Origin of the sequence: Microcystis sp. LEGE 08355 (assembly GCF_015207185.1) — a bacterium.
GTDB classification, from domain to species: Bacteria; Cyanobacteriota; Cyanobacteriia; order Cyanobacteriales; family Microcystaceae; genus Microcystis; species Microcystis panniformis.
In genome coordinates, this window is record NZ_JADEXI010000057.1 from 1 (window position 1) to 13979 (window position 13979).

14 protein-coding genes, 1 pseudogene and 1 CRISPR repeat array are annotated in these 13979 nt (G+C 41.1%); of the genes and pseudogenes, 10 read left to right on the top strand and 5 right to left on the bottom strand.

Translation table 11 applies throughout. From position 1 onward, the window contains the following. On the top strand, positions 1–198 hold a 198-nt coding region (locus tag IQ242_RS04825; RefSeq protein ID WP_305070276.1), incomplete at its 5' end, for a ferritin-like domain-containing protein. Positions 199–230: 32 nt separating this feature from the next. On the opposite strand, the gene IQ242_RS04830 is transcribed toward IQ242_RS04825, so the two are convergent. After that, positions 231–1514 (bottom strand): serine/threonine protein kinase, encoded by a 1284-nt coding sequence (locus IQ242_RS04830; RefSeq protein WP_193959215.1) that lies wholly within the window; start codon positions 1512–1514, stop codon positions 231–233. Positions 1515–1787: 273 nt separating this feature from the next. On the opposite strand from IQ242_RS04830, the pseudogene IQ242_RS04835 reads away from it, so the two are divergent. From IQ242_RS04835 to IQ242_RS04860, 6 genes and pseudogenes are all read left to right on the top strand, one after another. Beyond that, positions 1788–2729 (top strand): annotated as a pseudogene (locus tag IQ242_RS04835) (CRISPR-associated protein Cas10); the annotation flags it as partial. A 10-nt stretch (positions 2730–2739) separates the two neighbouring features. Next, positions 2740–3723, top strand: coding sequence for a type III-B CRISPR module-associated Cmr3 family protein (locus IQ242_RS04840; RefSeq protein WP_193959216.1), 984 nt, complete (start codon positions 2740–2742; stop codon positions 3721–3723). A gap of 40 nt (positions 3724–3763) precedes the next feature. Beyond that, positions 3764–3976 carry a hypothetical protein gene (locus IQ242_RS04845; RefSeq protein WP_228020823.1) on the top strand — a complete coding sequence of 71 codons (213 nt, stop codon included), beginning with the start codon at positions 3764–3766 and terminating at the stop codon, positions 3974–3976. A 162-nt stretch (positions 3977–4138) separates the two neighbouring features. Beyond that, positions 4139–4966 carry an RAMP superfamily CRISPR-associated protein gene (locus tag IQ242_RS04850; protein ID WP_193959217.1) on the top strand — a complete coding sequence of 276 codons (828 nt, stop codon included), beginning with the start codon at positions 4139–4141 and terminating at the stop codon, positions 4964–4966. A 19-nt stretch (positions 4967–4985) separates the two neighbouring features. Then, the gene (locus IQ242_RS04855; protein WP_193959218.1) at positions 4986–5393 is read left to right on the top strand and encodes a hypothetical protein; all 408 of its coding nucleotides are present in this window, start codon (positions 4986–4988) and stop codon (positions 5391–5393) included. Positions 5394–5398: 5 nt separating this feature from the next. Further along, positions 5399–7063, top strand: a complete 1665-nt coding sequence (locus tag IQ242_RS04860) for an RAMP superfamily protein (RefSeq protein ID WP_193959219.1) — start codon at positions 5399–5401, stop codon at positions 7061–7063. Between the two features lie 23 nt (positions 7064–7086). Next, positions 7087–7496: a CRISPR direct-repeat array (repeat unit 31 nt; unit sequence CCTTACCTATTAGGTCAAATAGGATTAGTTG). Positions 7497–7686: 190 nt separating this feature from the next. Here the strand turns inward: IQ242_RS04860 and IQ242_RS04865 are convergent. Next, positions 7687–8595: a transglutaminase family protein gene (locus IQ242_RS04865; protein WP_193959220.1), complete on the bottom strand. Its 909-nt coding sequence runs from the start codon at positions 8593–8595 to the stop codon at positions 7687–7689. A 298-nt stretch (positions 8596–8893) separates the two neighbouring features. Between IQ242_RS04865 and IQ242_RS04870 the strand changes: the two genes are divergently transcribed. After that, the gene (locus tag IQ242_RS04870; RefSeq protein WP_193959221.1) at positions 8894–10357 is read left to right on the top strand and encodes a GTP-binding protein; all 1464 of its coding nucleotides are present in this window, start codon (positions 8894–8896) and stop codon (positions 10355–10357) included. A 219-nt stretch (positions 10358–10576) separates the two neighbouring features. Here the strand turns inward: IQ242_RS04870 and IQ242_RS04875 are convergent, their stop codons facing one another. Together IQ242_RS04875 and IQ242_RS04880 are read right to left on the bottom strand one after the other, a co-directional pair. Next, entirely contained in the window at positions 10577–10873 is a 297-nt protein-coding gene (locus IQ242_RS04875) for a type II toxin-antitoxin system RelE/ParE family toxin (RefSeq protein ID WP_002737690.1), read from the bottom strand. Further along, positions 10858–11046 carry a hypothetical protein gene (locus IQ242_RS04880; protein WP_002752772.1) on the bottom strand — a complete coding sequence of 63 codons (189 nt, stop codon included), beginning with the start codon at positions 11044–11046 and terminating at the stop codon, positions 10858–10860. The genes IQ242_RS04875 and IQ242_RS04880 overlap by 16 nt, the downstream gene beginning before the upstream one ends. A gap of 473 nt (positions 11047–11519) precedes the next feature. On the opposite strand from IQ242_RS04880, the gene IQ242_RS04885 reads away from it, so the two are divergent. Next, a complete protein-coding gene (locus IQ242_RS04885; RefSeq protein ID WP_193959222.1) occupies positions 11520–12212 on the top strand; it encodes a Crp/Fnr family transcriptional regulator in 693 nt (230 codons plus the stop codon). A gap of 138 nt (positions 12213–12350) precedes the next feature. Beyond that, positions 12351–12833 carry a DUF29 domain-containing protein gene (locus tag IQ242_RS04890; protein ID WP_193959223.1) on the top strand — a complete coding sequence of 161 codons (483 nt, stop codon included), beginning with the start codon at positions 12351–12353 and terminating at the stop codon, positions 12831–12833. A 98-nt stretch (positions 12834–12931) separates the two neighbouring features. Here IQ242_RS04890 and IQ242_RS04895 read toward each other — a convergent pair. Next, positions 12932–13979: transposase (locus IQ242_RS04895; protein WP_228020824.1), on the bottom strand; the 1048-nt coding region annotated here is incomplete at its 5' end.

The following is a 13979-nucleotide window of genomic DNA, read 5'->3' on the forward strand; positions in this document are numbered from 1 at the left end:
GATGGTAGTGAACATATCGTTGCTTTAGCCGAACGTTATGCCTTATACGCTTCCCATCTTCGTTCTGCTATTGATACCACTGGCAATCAAGGGGATGCCGACACAGCAGATCTCTATACGGAAATTTCCCGGGACATCGATAAACGTCTCTGGTTCCTAGAAGCGCATCTGATTAAATCGGAAGATGTTATCAGATAAATTTGGGGTGTATTAACTTAGCTTAATACACCTTAAATTCTCGTAATCGGTAAACGTAGCCAATCGCTTAATTGTTGTGCCAACCAATCTAATTCGGCTTCGCTAACATCTTCACTGGCAGTGATAACATATTCTCGATGGTTGGCAACGAGAACCAGACAAGGAGGAATAATAGTAATATTTTCTCCCTCCATAGTGACAGTGACATTGCGACGAATGAGACTATAAATTTCGGAACTAGCAGCATCGGCAGTTAGTTTAAATTTCAGCCCCCAGAGTTTTTGGTAGAGAGAAACTTTTTTGGGGGTAATTTTTAACTCTAGTTCCCCCTGCCAAAAAGATTTCCATAACTGCCAAGATAAACTAGAGGAGATTAAATTGAGCAGAAAAATTAGGATAATCGGGATTAAAAAAGCGACCAGTTTGAGATCATAAATACCGACTATGGTTAAGAGAATGATCGTAAAGAATAGGGATGGTAAAAACTGTCTTAACTGGGTTTTGAGATTGTTGAAAAACTTTTGTTTGGTTTTACTAGCGATTTTTATTTGCAGGAGATTATCTTTTTTATAAACAGTAACTTCGCTGCCGTAGGGTTTGGTCAGATTGCCAATAGATACTAGGATCAATTGACAACTATATAAGCTGGCTAAAGCTTCTGTCACCGAACGAAAATGAGAGTCTGGGGGGGAGTTTGATAATCTTTTTAACCAATAGATGAAAAAAGCGCTTAGATTAGTTTTTTGCTCAAAGTTTTCGGGTATGTAACGATGCTTAATCCCCGTGGCTAAACTAATCAAACTTTTACCTAGATCCTGTAAGTCCGTGGTGGGAGAATCGGAATCAAAGGCAAAATCAACTAGATAAAAACGATGGGACTGGGTATCAAAGAGGATATTACTAAGTTTAATATTGCCGTGGTTAATGGGGACATCCTGCTGATGGAGATAGGAGAGAATCTCCAAAAGATATTTGGCAATTTGTTTGAGATCTTGTTCTGCTAACAAATAACTGGAGTTAAGATAGTTTTCTAAAGGCTGCGCTGATAAATAAGGTCGGACAATAGCGATGATTTGTTCTTGGGATGAATCTATCTCAAAGCTATCGAGGTATTTGGGGAGAGATGGGTGGGAGAGTTGTCGCAATAGGGCAATTTTACCGGTTATTTTTCCGATAAACTGACTCCCTTGCCCCCTAGGAACAGAAATAAGTTTAATGATAACTAACTGGGTGGTGTGTCTGTCCCTAGCTAAGATAGTTTTTTTTCCCAGTAACTGTTGGACTTGATAACGACTATGGAGAACTCGATCGAGCATGGGGGAGGATGGAGTAAGTACTATCTCTAGGATAGCTCACTCTGGAAACCCTAGCCGCTATCTTTAGCATCCTTTTAATATTTTAACAATTGATTAAAAATTGCAGCTTTACCTAGAAAGAACTGCTAGGGCAGTCCTATTTGAGTTATTTTAATTATCTATTCGCCAAGGCTGCCGGCAAGGGGAGAGCAAAAGGGAACGGTGAGCATTTCTAAGACTGCCATGACTTTTTCTTGTTAGGAATCCTAACGGATTGCTGAACATATTACTGTTGCCATTGTTTGGTATGGAATGACGGATCAAACCCATCCTTTATATTCTAGTATTTCCCAACAAAATCAGCAAATCACTGAATTTTATCAACAATTAAGTCAAAAACTTTCTAATGCTATCCTCGATGAAACCGAACGTCTTAGCATTCCCGAATTAGTCAAAAGAATGATTACATTATATGATATTGGCAAGCCTTTAAACCTAGAACTTCCTAAAAAATTTGTGGAACTAAATCGCTACGAGGAAAAATCCTATACAGGATGGTTTCAAGGGGACGGTGACGGGATGGGAAATTACCTAAAAAATCTGTCCATATCCTCAAGAAAAGAATTTAGTCAAAGAATGCGACAATGGGGAGAAGAACTAGAAAATTATCTTAACTTTGGTCGCATTATTTATGCGGGAGGAGATGACTTTCTAGGGGTTTTGTTTCCACAAAAATCAGAACTAAAATTAACCCTACAAGATTGTCTCTATTGGTTTGATCAATTTCATCGAGAAATCTGGCCAAAACACGGTTATTCTCAAGATATAACTGTTAGCGTCGGTTTCGTTTGGGCAGCTTCAGGAGTTCCTCAGCGTGACATATTGCAACAATGTCGAGAAGCAGAAAAATCCGCTAAAAATCAAGGTAAAAATCGTCTAGCGGTGCGAATCCTTTTTAACAGTGGTAACTATTTAGAGTGGGTTTGTCCCTGGGAAAACTTGAAAGATATCCTCGATAGTTATTGCGATCGCAAAGAAGGGAAAAACTGGACACATTTCTATAATGATATAGCAACTTTAGAAAATCGCCGCGCTTTTACCGATGATAATCACGATATTGCCAATGCAGTTTTTAACCTTTATTTTAATCAAAATATACCCATTGATACCACCTCTCACCAAGATAAAAATAACTGGGTAATTAACCTCTCAAAAGTGGCCAATCATCTCACCTAAACATACAAAAATGATGCAATATCTGATCATAATTAAACCTTTGGGATTTCTCTACGGTAGTGCTGGTCCGTTTCTGTCTCCAGAAAATCTAGTTGGACGTTCAGGAAATCGTTTTCCCCCCACTGCTGCCACAGTTTCGGGACTATTTGCTCACAGCAATCCCACCAATATTCGCGATTTACAAATTGCCGGCCCTTTTTGGGCAAACAGTGAACAACCAGATAACTTTTTTGTCCCCACTCCCTTTATTTATTTGGCTAAAAAACCCCTCGCCAATTATTTTCAAGACCAAGAAAGTAACGACAATGGAAAAATTCAACACACCTTAACATGGCAAGAAAAATGGCAAGAGAAAGACAGTAAACAAATTGAGGGAAAATTCGATCGAGATAGTTGGATTCCTATCAACCAATGGTATAATCCTCAAAAAGCCTATGGTTCTCCGTGGCAATATCATCCTCATCTCCATCCGCGTTTGTTAGAGGAGCAAAGAAAGGTAAAAACTGGAGAATTATTCCTCGAAAATGCCGTCCAGTTACATCCAGATGCTTGTCTAGTTTATTTAGCTAATCAACCCCTAGAAAATGGCTGGTATCGCTTTGGTGGGGAATCCCATCTAGTGGAAGTTAAATCACTTGAACTAAGCAGCCATCTCCAAACTTTATTTAATCAAGATGTCGGTCAATATTTTGCCCTCATTACTGCCGCAATCTGGGGAACAAATCGCCTATCAACTCGCAATCCCAGCGATTGGCAATTAGAAACCATCAACACCGAAAGACCAATAACCTATCGTTATCGATTCGGAGGAAAAGATAAAGTTAAGCGCTTATCTAGGGGACGTTATGCAGTTCCCGCAGGAACAGTTTATCGCTTAAAAAAACCCTTACCATCTTGGCAAAATTGGCAGGAATCTTGGTTCCCCACCGAAGGAGTTTCCCTCAAACGTTGGGGCTGCGGATTAGCCTTACCCTTAGAAAATATTGCCAAATGAAGCCTATAATTATTGAGTAGGGTAAATGAGACGAGAATAAGTGATAAGTAGTTGGACAAAAGTAAAAACTAGATTTCCTAGAAAAGCTTTATTAGGTTATCGAAAAAGTGGTAATAATCAAAGCTCAAAAATTAGCCAAAATAAAATGATGCGTATGTTTTTAGATTTTTTGGTAGAAGATGCCTTTAAAAACCCTTCTTCTCTCACTCCTTTTACACAGAGGAAATGGCTAAAGAAATCGATTAATTATTAAAGGGTGTTGCAATTGATTAGGAATAAACCTATAGCTTTGTGCTGTCCTAATAGCCTAAATACCACGATCAAATATTAACAAAATCTTAGAAAATTCTGACATTAATATTAACCTAGTTTAGAATAATCCCTAAGCATCTAAAATACTCACTTTTACCAAAAAATGTATCACAAAAGTTATGGCATACTTGAAACCTTAGCACCCCTTCATGTGGGAGCAACCGCAGGAGAAGAAACGGGTAATCTTAACCTCATTTTTCGTGACCAATTCACCCAAACAGCAATTATCCCCGGTAGTTCTATTCGCGGCCGTTTTCGTGCCGATATGAACAATATAGATGAAAAACGTACATGGTACGGACACGAAACAATCCCAGGACAAGAAGACGGAGGAACCACCGAAGCAAAAGTTAAATTTGAATATGCTTCCCTCGTTTGGTTGCCGGTATTTTGTCCAGGACAGCCGATAGTTTGGGTCACTTCTCCCCTATTATTAAAACGCTACAAACAAATCACGGGAATCTCTGCAAAAGTACCCAATCCCTATACTGCTTCCCCTAGTTTACAAGCGCGAGTAGTGCAGGGAGTTAACCGCAATAGCAAAGTTTTATTTTTTAACTTAGGATTTCTCGAAATTGAACACTTAGAGGAGCTTTATTCGTGGATTCCCCCGCAAGCGGATTTAAAAGCTTCTCAATTAGTCGTCGTTGATGATAACGATATATCCATGCTGCACGATATGGCACTCTACCGACAAAGCCGGGTTAAACTACTAGAAGGTCAGAAAAAAGTGGATACAGAAAAAGGAGCTTTTTTCAATGTGGAAGCTTTACCCGTGGGTAGTATTTTAGTTTTTCCCATTGCTTGCAAAGAAACAGGATGGCAACCTTTTGGAGAATCGGTAAACCAAAAAGAATTATATTTCGGAGGATTAGAATCCATCGGTTTTGGTCGTTGCCAAGTTACTATTTTAAACTACGCTAATCAATAATTCCATTTTATCTAATATTATGGCTTGGAAAGAATACAATCTCGATCGCATTGCTCAGAAATTAGTTCTCGCTGCCAAACTACGAGACCGAGATTCTCTCAATCAATCTTTTAAAATGCGTGAATCCGTTTCCTATGGACTAGAAAGATTCTGGGGTGAACATCTGCGCTTACAATCTAAGGAACCCAATAAGGCACGATACTGGAAAGAAACTTGGGATAAATTAGTCGAAACCATGGCAGAAGCGGGGATTCCTATCCCTAACGATACCGTACAGGTAAATGATACCGAATCTGTTCAAGTAATGGCAGAAAAACTCTGGGAATTAAAGCTAGAAGACCAGAGAATTACCCTCGCTGTTTTAACGCAACTATGCGATTGTTTAGTTTGGTGGACTCAAAGATATAAAGGAACAAAGGAACGATAAATTATATGGTTAATATTCCCGATATTGGTGACAAAATCCCCCTGATGTTTCGCGCACAAACCAAAGGGCGATCGCAGTTACAATATATTGACTCTAAAAAAGATGAAAATGATAGCCAAAAATGGGTAAAGGAATGGATAGAACGAGTCGATGAAAATCATCCCCAATTTGGTCAAGAAGTAAAAACCAAAGAATATCAAATATCATGGCGATTCGTCACTAATGGGGGACAATATGAAGGAATAATTCGGCCTGTAATGGGTGCTTATGGCATACCATTTTATCCCGGTTCCAGCATGAAAGGAGCCTTTTGTCAAGCTTGCACCCCCGAACAAAAACAACGTTATCACCTCGAAAAAGATAGCGATAACCCTAGTCTTTTGCGCTTCCATGGCGGTTATCCTGTTAATGATTGGACGGAAAATCTTTTAGATATTGTTCACCCGCAACAGGGATGGCAAGTAAAAACCCCAAACACTCGACAAAAACCCAGTGGAGAAAGTGGTTTTGCTTTAATTTCTCTCTATCAACCTACCCTAAAATTTGGCATTTCTACCTCAATAGAACAACCCGATTGGGAGGAGATTTGGACTATCTGGGAAAGAGCTTTAGAATCTGGTCTAGGATGCCGTGTTAGTAGCGGTTACGGCTTGCCAAAAGACATTAAACCTTCAAAAAAACCTTTATATAAATGTTTTCTGAAAGGGCAAGGAATGGCTCCTAAAAGCCTCGATGGTGCAAGGGAATTTCGACCCAATATTTTTCGAGGAGCAATTCGCGGTCATGCCTTGCGTATTTTTGGCGGTTTAACTGATGCTAAAAATGCCGAAAAGTTAGTTAATCAGCTATTTGGGGGAATTGACGGAGAAGCAAGCCAAGGTTTACTAGCGGTCGATTTTTGTGTCAAATCTCTAGAGTTAGGAACCTTTGCCAAGGGTTACAACGAACCCACCTACACAGTAACAGGAGAATTACGCTGGATTCTCACCCAATCCCAATCTCTCCCCGAAAACCAGCAAAAATGCTTAAAAAAATTAATTTGTTTTCTCACTCGTTTTGCCATGTTATTAGGAGGATTTGGTAAATCATGGCGACGAGCAGATCATAGTATTTTTTATGAGGATTATTATCCCAATAAACCCTTAATTGGCTGTCATTGGCAATGGGGGGATAAAAGTTCTTTAATTAACGATAATAAAGTCAGAGATTTAACTCATGTTCATCCCTTTATCAAAGATGTTCGCACTATTGCTAAACAATGGATGTCCTTACAAGAAAATATCCTCAGAACTCCCGATAATAGTGCTAACTGGCGAGAAAGTTGGCATCCTAAAAATGTCGAAGTTTGGGGAAGAATTGCCGAAGATAAAAATGATTCCCTAGTCATAAAATGGCTTCACAAAGCCTATCAAAAACTGGATAATTTAAGTATTTATAAAACCTCGGTGACAGGAAGTATCGATCAAATTGGTTGTCTTTGGCATCGAATGTATCCCATCGTGAATATTATCACTACTGAACAGGGCAAAAAAAGACCGAAAGACACCTACAAATATCTAGAATTATTAACAATTTTTCCCGATGAATCTGATGATTGTGCTTATTTTCTAGGTTTTCTAGACGAGAATAATGGTCAAGAGGGAAAATTTCAAAAACTTTGGCCGAAATAATCCCGTTTATAGTTAAGTACCTAAGCAAAATTAATTACACATTAGGATTAGTTGAAAACTAAAAAAGTAGGGCTAATTCATGAATTAGCCCTACCCTTATCCCTTACCTATTAGGTCAAATAGGATTAGTTGGAAACGCAATCGCCTCGGGGTTCGTAATGACCGGAAACCCCACCTTACCTATTAGGTCAAATAGGATTAGTTGGAAACAGTTTAGAAACGGTATATTTTGACATATAACCGTTCTTTCCTTACCTATTAGGTCAAATAGGATTAGTTGGAAACCCTTGAATCGCCTTGGCGTGACGCTTCGGTTCCTTTCGACCTTACCTATTAGGTCAAATAGGATTAGTTGGAAACTAAAAAAGTAGGGCTAATTCATGAATTAGCCCTACCCTTATCCCTTACCTATTAGGTCAAATAGGATTAGTTGAAAAACAGAAAAAGGGTTTCTTTTAGAAACCCTTTTTCTAATAAATTGTGTCAAATATATCTTGACAAAAATCGATAAAAATGCTATAACCCAACGGCAATCTTCGCTTTATTGCATGAGTAGAAAATGGGTTTCTCCGAGAAACCCGTTTTTTGCGATCGCCGGTCAAGAAAAAACCCGATAATTCAACCTATTCCCTCAGATCAAAATCTGGCAGCGTCCCCAGCTTGCGAATGGTGACTTTAACATCCATAGACAAAAAGTCATCGGCATCACCAAACCAAGAACCGGAAAGAGGTATGATTTGACCGGGATGACGAGCGATCGCCACTCGAATTAAATCAAAGCCGGCGGTAATTTGATTAGTCGGATCATAATTACGCCAACCGGCCCCCGGTAGATAAACCTGTAACCAAGCATGGGTAGCGCCAGAGCCAGTCATCCCCACTTCGCCACCGTCGAGGGCAGCATCGTAGAGATAGCCACTGACAAAACGACAGGCTAAACCCAATCTTCGCAAAGCTTCGATCATCAACCAAGCATAATCGCGACAAGTTCCCGACTTGAGCCGCAGGGTTTCTCCGGGGGATTGAGTTCCTTCACTCTCCCTGGATTGGTAGGTAAAATTATCTTTGATAGCCGCCATTATTCTTTCCATGACATCGAGGGTATTATCTTGGTCCCCCGCTACAAAACTTTTGGCCCAAGCTGCTAGGCTGCCGTCGGCATCCTCGGCGTGGGGACGCATAAACACCACCAGGTCTAACCATTCATCGGGGGTATATTGGACAGGAATTTCGATCGCCCGTTGAGCGAGGGGAAAATCAGCGATCGCTTTTAAGCCAAAATGTTCCGCCCGTAATCGACAGGTAACGATTAATTCTGACGCTGGTTCAGCAAATTCAAGCTCTACCACATTGTTAGATAGAGTATCCATAGTCCAGCGCGTTTTGGCGGCAATATTCGCTTCTACAGAATAACTGATAATTCTTTCACCGTGACCGGCACTAGGCAAAAAAATTGCCCGATGTTCCCCAAAAGTTACCGGTTTACGATAATGATAGGTGGTGATGTGTTCCAAGTCGTAGATGACACTCATCCTGATTATCCTTAATAAAGTAGCTGGTTATAATTGAAGATAAATCCCCCCTTGATCCTACGGGCGAAGCATTCGGATAGAAAATCTACGGTTTCACCGATAGGTTATTGCCCGAATGCTTCGCCCCTACAGGACGCGGGCCGATGAAGACGCAAGGTTTGGAAGCACAATTCTCTCAAAATCTTGCACCTGTGGGAGCGAGAAAAGCCACAAAAACCTTACCTTGCCTACATTTCACATTTATTCAGCAAGCCCTACTTAATCACTGATAACTGATAACCGATAACCGATAACTGAAATGACCTCTGACCCGTTCCTCGATCGAGCTTGGAATACCGAAGACCTAGAACAAGCGCTTCGAGGTGTCGGCACTATTCAAGAAGAACTCAACTATAATCAGGCACGCAATTCTCTGGGCAAACTTGTTGAGCGTCTCGATCTTACCTCGATCGAGAAAATTGGTCTAGAAGCGGAGATCGATCGCCTAGTGGCCCTGCTAGAAAAACTCGATCGCTCCCTGATTCAAATTGCCGCTTTTGGCCTGGTGGGCCGGGGAAAATCCTCGATTTTAAATGCTCTGGTCGGTCAAGAAATCTTTACAACCGGTCCTCTACACGGAGTTACCCGCACCATTAAAGGGGTAAATTGGCAGTTGAGCAGCGATGATACTTTCCCTAATCTAGAGCGTCTGACCCTGAACGGCCAGGGTAATGCTCAGGTGCAATTGCTTGATACTCCCGGTATTGATGAGGTAGATGGGCAAACGAGGGAAATTCTCGCCTGTCAGGTGGCGCAGCAGGTGGATTTAATCCTTTTTATCATCTCTGGTGATATGACCAAAGTGGAATTTTCCGCCCTGGCCAAGTTACGGGAAGCAGGAAAACCGATGATTTTGGTCTTTAATAAAATCGATCAGTATCCGGAAGTCGATCGCCTCGCTATCTATGAGAAAATCGCCTCAGAACGGGTGAAAGAATTACTCTCCCCCGATGAGATTGTTATGGTGGCGGCTTCTCCCCTCTTGGCAGAGACGGTTAAAGGGCAGGATGGACGGCTAAAAACGCAACGATTTCGGGGAAAACCCCAGATAGAAGCCCTGAAAATCAAAATTTTGGAAATTCTAGAGCGAGAGGGTAAATCCCTCGTAGCACTCAATTCTATGCTGTATGCGGACGAGGTAAACGAGCAAATTGTCGCCCGCAAAATGGCTATCCGTGATCGCGGCGCTAATCAATTGATTCAAAAAGCAGTGATGATCAAAGCATCGGCGATCGCTCTGAATCCGGTGACGGTGTTGGATCTGTTTACGGGGGCAGTTATCGATCTGGCCATGATTCTCGCTCTTTCTCGCTTATACGGCATCGATTTAACTCGTCAGGGGGCGATCGCTCTTTTACAAAAAATTGCCCTCAATATGGGGGGTATTAGTGCCAGCGAATTTTTAGCGGTTTTGGGCTTAAGTTCCCTAAAAGGACTGCTCGGTCTCTCGATTCCTGCCACTGGTGGCATTTCTCTCCTTCCCTATACTTCGATCGCCCTGACTCAAGCGGGGGTTGCCGGTGTATCCTGTTACGCGATCGGCCAAGTGACGAAAACCTATCTCGCTAATGGGGCCACCTGGGGACCCGATGGCCCGAAGGCAGTGGTAGCCAGTATTCTCGATTCCCTCGACGAAACCTCGATTCTCAACCGGATTAAGCGGGAATTAGGCTCAAAATTGGGGGGTGGGGGACTTTTCAGTGTTGCCAAAGGCACGGCGTAGCCGTCCAGTAAACAGTAAACAGTAATCAGTGAACTGAAGGCAAGGGGCAACAGGCTCCAAGAAAGAATCTGGCAATTCTCCTACCTAAAAAGAAGGTTAGAAACTGAGTAGATTAAAGCTTTTAGCTTAACAAATTGGGTTTTAGATTCGGCCCTTGTGAACTGAAAACTCAAATCTGACCACTGATAACTGATCACTGATAACTGATCACTGACTCGATCAATCCAAGAAATGCTTACTATGGACGATCGCCGCTATAATAACTACCGCCCCTTGAATTTGATAGATCAGACGGTAGGCATAGGCAGACTTTTCTCGGATGGTATCATCGCTAAATTCGGCGCATTTTTTCGCTTCTAGGGGACAATTTTCTAAAGAATAGCTTATATCAAGAATTCGACGCACGACGGCCGCCGCGTAGGACGGGGAATCTCGACTAATATAAGATGCGATCGCATCCACGTCTTCAATTGCTTTGGGCGACCAGACAAGGCGATAATTCACTCGATCAGCCATTTGTTTAAAAGACCCTCAACTTCTTCTTGGGGGATTGTATTCTCTAGAGAAGCCGCGCTCAAACTTTGACGCACCTTCTCCAGAACGTATAAATGATACTGAATATCTTCAATTGAACAATCATCCGGTAATTGATTCAAGAGGGATTCCACTTTTTGTCTAATGCTATTCATACAAGTTTGACCGAAGTTTTTAAGGAAAAGTATAAATTTAAATTATCTATCAACTATCATCTATAGCAGTTATCTTAATAGTGAGGTACGAAGTATCTGGTTTTAGGGAACAGGGAACGGTTAACAGTAGCTGGTCGCCAAGAGATAATGCCAAATTTATTTATACTTCATCTTTAAGAGAAACGCTATATCATAGATAGAAAACTAATAGTCACGCATCCTATCTTATGCCATAGTCCCCAGAAAAGCGAGAAAAAGTTAAGAATAGATAAGGTGATTATCTCGCTTTTGTAACATTGGGGCGGGTGTTCTGTTAAGAATACTTAATAATTCTCCTATCTGCTCAATCCCCGCAACTTTTAGGGATTATTGGCCAATAAGCATCTAGCGGCCACAAGACCCCCCCAATCGCAGAAATTTTTTGTTACATTAGTTTACAGTTCCCTCAACGCCCCAATGGGTTATTAATTTTAATGTCTTCTTCGGTTCCTTCGTCGGATTTTATACCCTTAATCGGTCAAGAAACAGAAATCTTTAACTGGGCAAAATCCCATTATCGTAACCATACCTTTGCCAAAGATGAAAAAGTAGCCACGCGCCCCGGACTGTTATACTTTGTGGAATCTGGGGCGATTCGTATTGTTGGTAAGGCACAAGTTAACGTTATCGACCAAAAATCCCCCCGTCAACTACCTATTGCCGATAGTGAGGAAGTATTTCTCGGTTTTGTGGGTGCAGGTCAACCTTTTGAGATTGTTTCTCAATTTCCCTTTCAATTACAAGCCCAAGCTCATCTAGACGAGACTGAGTTAGTCTGGTTATACTGGGAAGACCTAGAACAATGGCCGCAATTGCGATCAGCTATTATGGAAACTTTTCGCCATCAATATCAGCGTAAGTTATTTTGGTTGAGTATTCTCGGTCAAAAACGCTCCCTCGATCGATTAATGGGGTTCTTGGTTCTATTATTGGAAGAATACGGTCAACCCTGTGTGGAAGGTTATTATCTCCCCTATCCCCTAACTCACGCTCAAATTGCCAGCGCCATCGGCACTACCAGAGTAACAGTAACAAGATTAATCGGTAAATTGCGACAACAAAATTCGATCTTTTTTAAGCAAGATAATCTTATCGGATTGCCCAGTTTATTCTTGAGTCAGAATTAATTTTTCTGCTGCTGGTGTTGCTGACTCAAGCATAGAATGCCAACCGTGCATTCTATGCAAAAGCTACTTTGGCTCTAGGTTTTAAAAAACCCACACAACAAGATTCCTATCACAAATCAGCAACGCCAGAAATCTATTATGACCGCACAAACCCCGCTATCGCTCTCCGTTCTCTACGAGGAAGATTTTGTTCTCTGGACAGAAAAAACCGCCGAACTTTTAAAGCGAAAAGAGTTTAACAGAGTGGACTGGGAAAATCTGATCGAGGAAGTAGAGTGCATGGGAAAAAGCGAGCGCCAAGCTGTCGAAAGTTTATTAACTCAACTATTAATTCATCTTTTAAAACTGAGTTATTGGACAACGGAAAGAGAACGAAACGCGCGTCATTGGCTAGGAGAGATAGCCACTTTTCGAGTGCAACTGAAAAAAAAGATGAAAACCCCAACACTGAAAAATCACGCCCTTAATTCCTTAGGGGAAGCCTATTCAGACGCAAGACAAACCCTAATTGATGGGAGAATTGTCGATAAAAATACAATTCCCCTAGAGTCTATATTCACTCTCGAACAAGTATTAGACGGAGATTGGTTCCCCATCGATATCGCACCTTTTCTTAGTTAAGACCCACATTCCGCACTTCACTAAGTAGCATAGTAGTAGTATTTGACACTCCCGTCGCGCTTATGCGAGGGATTCTTGGTTCACTGACTCAAGTTGTCTTAGCAGGTATTTCTACCAACCAAAATAGAGCTTAAATCTCCCCAAGCGTTTAGGTCTGACGACCAGCTTCCGATATGCCCTATCGTAGCTTTTTTGAGTATATTTAATGCCGCCATCTTGTCTCTATCTTCCACATATCCGCAGGAACAAACATGAGTTCTAACTGATAGAGACTTTTGGATTAACCGACCACAATTAAAGCATTCTTGACTTGTATAGGCCCGATTAACTGCTATGGTTAATCGTCCGTATTTAATGCCAAAATACTCAATCCATTTTCTCAATTGTGACCAACCAGCATCATTGATACTCTTGGCTAGTTTTCGATTACGCACAAGGTTCTTGACTTTTAAATCCTCCTGGGCTATCAAGTCGTTTGACTGAATTAAACGGAGTGCCAATTTTTTAGTAAACTCTTCTCGTTGCCTACTTACTTTTAAATGTCCCTTGGCGTATTTTTTACTAGCTTTTTTGTAGTTATTAGACTGCTTTTGTCCTCTGTTAAACTTTTTCGACTTTCTTCTATTCAGTTTATTAAGACGCTTCTCTGCTTTTCGATAATACTTAGGAGGCTCTACTGTATTCCCGTTGCTGTCAGCATAAAGATATTTTAACCCCATATCTAATCCTACGCAATGACCCGTCGATTCTGATTGTGGGGTTATATCTCTATCATCGAGTTTTAGCATTAACTGGCAATAATATCCATCAGCCCTTTTAACTATTCTTATCCGTTGAATTTGCCATTCTTGAAAATCCAACAAGTCTCGACTACCAATTAGTTTTAACTCCCCAATGTTTTTTCCATCAGTGAAAGTTATTCTCTTAGAATTTCGATTAAGTTTCCAACCTGACTTTTTAAACTCAACAGAATGAGTACGTTTAGAGTATTTAGGATATCCTTTTTTACCAGCGATTTGGTTCTGGCAATTGTTATAGAACCTAAGAATAGCAGTCCAAGTCCGTTCGCAAGCCTGTTGACAAGCTGTAGAGTTAAGGTCTTGAACAAAAGGGTATTCACTTCTTAATTGAGTGACATATTTATAT